The sequence below is a fragment of the Protofrankia sp. Cj3 genome (genome assembly GCF_917627355.1).
Taxonomy (GTDB): Bacteria; Actinomycetota; Actinomycetes; order Frankiales; family Frankiaceae; genus Protofrankia.
In genome coordinates, this window is record NZ_CAKJTR010000074.1 from 1 (window position 1) to 4,828 (window position 4,828).

The following is a 4,828-nucleotide window of genomic DNA, read 5'->3' on the forward strand; positions in this document are numbered from 1 at the left end:
CCCCCTCGCCCGCCCTCGCCCAGGCGCGGCCGCCGCGCATGAAACACGAAGACACGCAGAGCATTCATTCGTGCGCAGCGCGTAGTAGTGTTCAGTCACTGTCCCAGCCGGACCCAAGCCGCGGGACAACGCTTTCCCGCGGATCGACGGATTCCACCAGCCCGAATCCTCGATCACCTCACGTAAGGACTCCTGGGAACAGCCATGACCATCACCGACATCGCCCCTGGCGCCCGCCCCGAGAAAAAACGCGATCACACCCCAAGGACACTGATGACCTGGCTGGCACTGTTGGCCGCGATAGCCTGCGACGTGGCCGCCACGTATGCCCTCGCGGCCTCCCACGGATTTCGCAACCCGCTGCCCACGATGCTCGCCGTGGTCGGATTCCTCCTGGCCACCTACCTCTTCGCGGTCGCCCTCACCGGGCTGAGCCCGAGCATCTCCTATGCCGCTTTCGGCGCGCTCGGCACCGCGGCGGTCGCTGTCATCGGCATCGTCATCGGCGCGGAGACCACGAACTGGATCAAAATCGGATCCCTCACCTTGATTATCATCGGCGTGGTGATGCTGCCTCTTGCCGACCGCCAGCACGGTGGCCGCCAGCACGGTGACCACCGGGAAGCCAGCCACGGCGAGACAGGCCTCGGGCGATCCGCGGGCGATCCGGTCCCGCACTCATAGGCAACGCCCATCCACAGTCATGCCCAGCTGACATGACTGTGGATGGGCAATCCGCCGACCCCGTCGATTCCCCGCGCGGCGGTGGCCGACACTGGGACTGTGACAACCCAGGACACGCTGACCGTGGGTCGCAGTGCCGGCGCATCGCAACCAGGCGATCCAGCCGATGCGGTCCGCCCTGGCGGGGATTCCCGGGCGGCCCGCCAGGCCGGCGCCCGGGCCCGTCGACTGACTCGGCCGTTGCTCGCCGTCACAGCCGGAATCGCGTTGTACCTGGCATTCCCTCCGGTGGGGATCTGGCCGTTGGCCCCGGTTTCGGTAGCCGTCATCACCCTGCTGGCGCGCGGCGTGCCACTGCGGCGCTCGGCCGGTCTGGGCATGCTGTTCAGCCTCGCCTTCATGCTGTCCATGCTGCGCTTTGTCATGTTCGTCGGCCTGGACGGCTGGATAGTCCTCTCGATCGGGGAAGCCGCTCTGCTCGCCCTGATAGCGCCCGCGACCACGCTGGTCATGCGGGTGCGTGGCTGGCCGTTGTGGGTCGCCGCGGTGTGGGTCGGCCAGGAGGCACTACGCGGACGCGTGCCGTTCGGCGGCTTCCCGTGGGGGAAGCTGGCCTTCACTCAGGCGGACACACCACTGACACCGCTGGCGGCACTGGGGGGCTCCCCGCTGGTGACCGCCGCTGTCGCGGGCTCCGGCGCGCTGCTCGCCGCCGCGGTCCTCGCACTGAGCCCGGTGGGCGCGCTGGGCTCACCGGGCACGGGTACGCCCGCCGCCGGCCGCGGGCGTACCCGTCGGGCCGCGGCCCTGGCCTGGCCGCTGGGTGCCGCCGTGGCCATGACGGCGGCCGGTCTCGCCGTGCCGCTGCCGACCTCCGCGCAGGCCGGCAGCGCACAGGTGGCGGCGATCCAGGGCAACGTGCCACGGGCCGGTGGCCTGGAGGCGCTCGGGCGCATGTTCCAGGTGACCGCCAACCACATGACGGCGACCGAACGCCTCGGCACGGACGTTACCGCGGGACGCGTTCCGCATCCGGATCTCGTTCTGTGGCCGGAGAACTCCTCGGACGTCGACCCGTTCGTGGATCCCCGCGCCGCCGCCATGCTCGACCGCGCGGCGCGGGCAGTGGGCGCCCCCCTCCTCGTCGGCGCGGTACTTGACGGGCCGGGCACGGGGAAGGTGCGCAACGCGGGTCTGGGCTGGAGCGGCGATGGCTGGACCGGCCAGATCTACGTCAAGCAGCATCCGGTGCCGTTCGCGGAGTACCTGCCGGGCCGGGCCGTCCTGGAGAAGCTCGTCAAGCGGTTCGCCACCGAACTGCCGGATGACTTTGTGCACGGCAGCAACGTCGGGAGTCTCCACATCGGCACAGTCACGATCGGTGACGTCATCTGCTTCGAAGTAGCATATGACGGTCTTGTCCGCGATACCGTCAACGCGGGCGCGCAGCTGTTGGTGGTACAGACCAACAACGCCTCATTCGGGCGCAAAGGCGAAAGCGAGCAACAACTGGCAATGACCCGGATGCGAGCGGTAGAGCATGGACGAGCGGCGGTCCAGGTATCCACCAGCGGCCAGAGCGCGCTCATCGAGCCCGACGGCCGGGTCATCGCACAGTCCGGCCTGTACGAGACCGCCGTCCTGACCGCATCGCTCCCGCTACGCACCAGCCGAACGCTCGCGGACCGCGTCGGCGCGGCCCCGGAGATTCTACTAGTGATTCTTGGACTACTCGCTGTAACGTTCGGCCTGCGGGCAGGGAAGTCCTCCCGCGAGCGGGGCGGGGCAGGCCGCGAGACCGCCGGCGAGACCGCCGGCGACACTGAAAGGAGACGCGTGGACGACGAGCGCGTTCTCGTGTGTGTTCCGACCTACAACGAGCGCGAGAACCTTCACAACACGGTCATCCGGCTGCGCGCGGCCAACCCGGACGTGGACCTGCTGGTCATCGACGACGCGAGCCCGGACGGCACCGGGGAGATCGCCGATGGGATCGCGGCGAGCGATCCGCGCGTCCACGTTCTGCACCGGGCCGCCAAAAACGGCCTCGGCACCGCCTACGTGGCCGGTTTCGACTGGGGTCTTCGACAGGGCTACGACATTCTGGTCGAGATGGACGCCGACGGCTCCCATCAGCCCGAGGAACTCCCACGCCTGCTCGCGGCCCTGCGTGACGCCGATCTGGTGATCGGCTCCCGCTGGGTGACCGGGGGAGAGGTACGCAACTGGCCACGGTCACGCCTGCTGCTCTCACGCGGGGCGAACGCGTACGTGCGGGCCGCCCTCGGCATGCCGCTTGCGGACGCCACCGCTGGTTTCCGGGCCTACCGGGCGCGTGTCCTGAAAAGCCGTGACCTGCAGCAGGTGGCGTCACAGGGATACTGCTTCCAGGTAGATCTCACCTGGCAGGCGTGGCGGTCAGGCTTCCGGGTCCTGGAGATCCCGATCACTTTTGTCGAACGCGAACACGGACGATCGAAGATGAGCCGCGCGATCGTGGCGGAAGCCCTGTGGCGGGTCACCTGGTGGGCACTGACAACCCGTCACGATCGGCAGGCCACACCCGGCGGCGGCCACCTGGCCGCCGGGGGGCACATCGGCAAGGAAGGCGGGTACGTTCCCCTGGCCCGCGCAGAGGCCGCGGACCGGTCCGCGACGGGCGTGTCCCCGTGAGCCGATTTCTCGTGAGCCGGTGAACATGCGTGTGGCCGACCGGATCCACCCCGGTCGGCCACATCGTCCGCACACTGCTGCCGGCCGCCGCCGCCACGAAGACGAAACTCGCGTCAGGCGGAGCGGCGATCCTGACCGGTGCCCCGCAGAACCGCAAGCCGCTCGGCCAGAACCTCCTCGAGATCATCGGTGGTACGCCGCTCCATGAGCATGTCCCAATGGGTACGTGGGGGCTTGCTCTTCTTCGGCTCCGGGACCTCGCCGTTGACGATGACCGACCCGGCACCACACACACGGCACTCCCAGACCGCCGGGACCTCGGCCTCGGCAGCGAAGGGCATAGTGAACTGGTGGCCGTTCGGGCAGTCGTAGGACGCGGTCTGGCGTGGCGCGAGTTCGGTGCTGCGATCCGTCTCGTAGGACACTGCACCTAGCCGGCTGCCTCGCAGGATGCGCTCGCCCATAAAAAACCCTCCCGAGCGTCGGTACCAGTGAGGAACTCAGAATCACCAACGCACAGGCTCTGTTGGACGTTCCCATGAGGACAAGGCTGGTAACGAGATCGTGCTCACACTATGTAGAAGAACGATCGCCATAACACCCATTTCCGCCACGCACAGTCTGCGCGTCGGTCTGATCGGTGTCACCAGATGCGCAATCGGTGTCGGTTTGCTGACACATCCAGCCGGATTCGCACGGATCACCGGGATAGACCGGGTAACCGCCGGACGGACTGCGTGGATAACCCGCGTGGCGGCTGTCCGTGAACTGGCTCTCAGCGCCGGGCTGCTGACCGCGTTCACCCGGCGGGAAGCCAACCAGGTTCGGGGCTGGCTATGGGTGGGAATGCTCGTCGACGCGGCCGACGCGGCGATATTGATCACTTCCGGGGCTCGCCGCGAGATCGCTCCGCTGCCAGCGGCGGTGGCGGTGGCGACAGCGGTGTGTGGCCTTGCCGGCGCAGCCCCGGTTGCCGTGCCGGTGCGCTGGAACAAAGCCGAAACATCAGACGTCACATAGCGGAGAACAGCGTGCGCGAAGACCCCGACGCGCCGGCCGGCGAGGTCCGGCACTAATAGCAGGGAGAGCATCGTGACAGCGGAGCAGGTCGTGAAGAGTGACGAGGAGTGGCGCAGGGAGCTTGCGCCGGAGCGGTACGCGGTACTGCGTGACGCAGCGACCGAACCGCCCTTCACCGGTGCATACACCTACAGCAAGGAAACGGGAATCTACCGGTGCGGCGCCTGTGGCAACGCGCTGTTCGACTCAGCCACGAAGTACGACTCCGGCTCGGGGTGGCCGAGTTTCTTCCAGCCCGCCGTGGCCGAGGCGGTAGAGCTGGTGGAGGACACGTCACATGGCATGATCCGGACAGAAGTCCGATGCCGGCGCTGTGGGTCACATCTCGGGCATGTGTTCGACGACGGTCCGGAACCGACCGGCCAACGGTACTGCATGAACTCACTCGCAC

General features: G+C 68.0%; 5 protein-coding genes. 4 read left to right on the forward strand and 1 reads right to left on the reverse strand.

The window, feature by feature from the left end; all coding sequences use genetic code 11:
• The first annotated feature begins 204 nt into the window (after nucleotides 1-204).
• Complete coding sequence (locus tag MJ783_RS12130) at nucleotides 205-684, forward strand: multidrug efflux SMR transporter (RefSeq protein WP_239310519.1); 480 nt, start codon at nucleotides 205-207, stop codon at nucleotides 682-684.
• A 42-nt stretch (nucleotides 685-726) separates the two neighbouring features.
• Entirely contained in the window at nucleotides 727-3,357 is a 2,631-nt protein-coding gene (gene lnt, locus MJ783_RS12135) for an apolipoprotein N-acyltransferase (protein ID WP_239310520.1), read from the forward strand.
• A 113-nt stretch (nucleotides 3,358-3,470) separates the two neighbouring features.
• Here lnt and MJ783_RS12140 read toward each other — a convergent pair whose 3' ends face one another.
• A complete protein-coding gene (locus MJ783_RS12140) occupies nucleotides 3,471-3,821 on the reverse strand; it encodes an RNA polymerase-binding protein RbpA (protein WP_239310521.1) in 351 nt (116 codons plus the stop codon).
• Nucleotides 3,822-3,921: 100 nt separating this feature from the next.
• Here MJ783_RS12140 and MJ783_RS12145 point away from each other — a divergent pair, with 100 nt between their 5' ends.
• The gene (locus MJ783_RS12145) at nucleotides 3,922-4,377 is read left to right on the forward strand and encodes a DUF4267 domain-containing protein (RefSeq protein ID WP_239310522.1); all 456 of its coding nucleotides are present in this window, start codon (nucleotides 3,922-3,924) and stop codon (nucleotides 4,375-4,377) included.
• Between the two features lie 72 nt (nucleotides 4,378-4,449).
• Nucleotides 4,450-4,828, forward strand: a 379-nt coding sequence (gene msrB / locus MJ783_RS12150) for a peptide-methionine (R)-S-oxide reductase MsrB (protein ID WP_239310523.1), incomplete at its 3' end; no start/stop codon positions are given.

Coding starts and splice junctions, on each gene's coding strand:
- MJ783_RS12130 (WP_239310519.1), top strand. CDS start 205: ATGACCATCACCGACATCGCCCCTGGCGCCCGCCCCGAGAAAAAACGC.
- lnt (WP_239310520.1), top strand. CDS start 727: ATGGGCAATCCGCCGACCCCGTCGATTCCCCGCGCGGCGGTGGCCGAC.
- MJ783_RS12140 (WP_239310521.1), bottom strand. CDS start 3,821: ATGGGCGAGCGCATCCTGCGAGGCAGCCGGCTAGGTGCAGTGTCCTAC.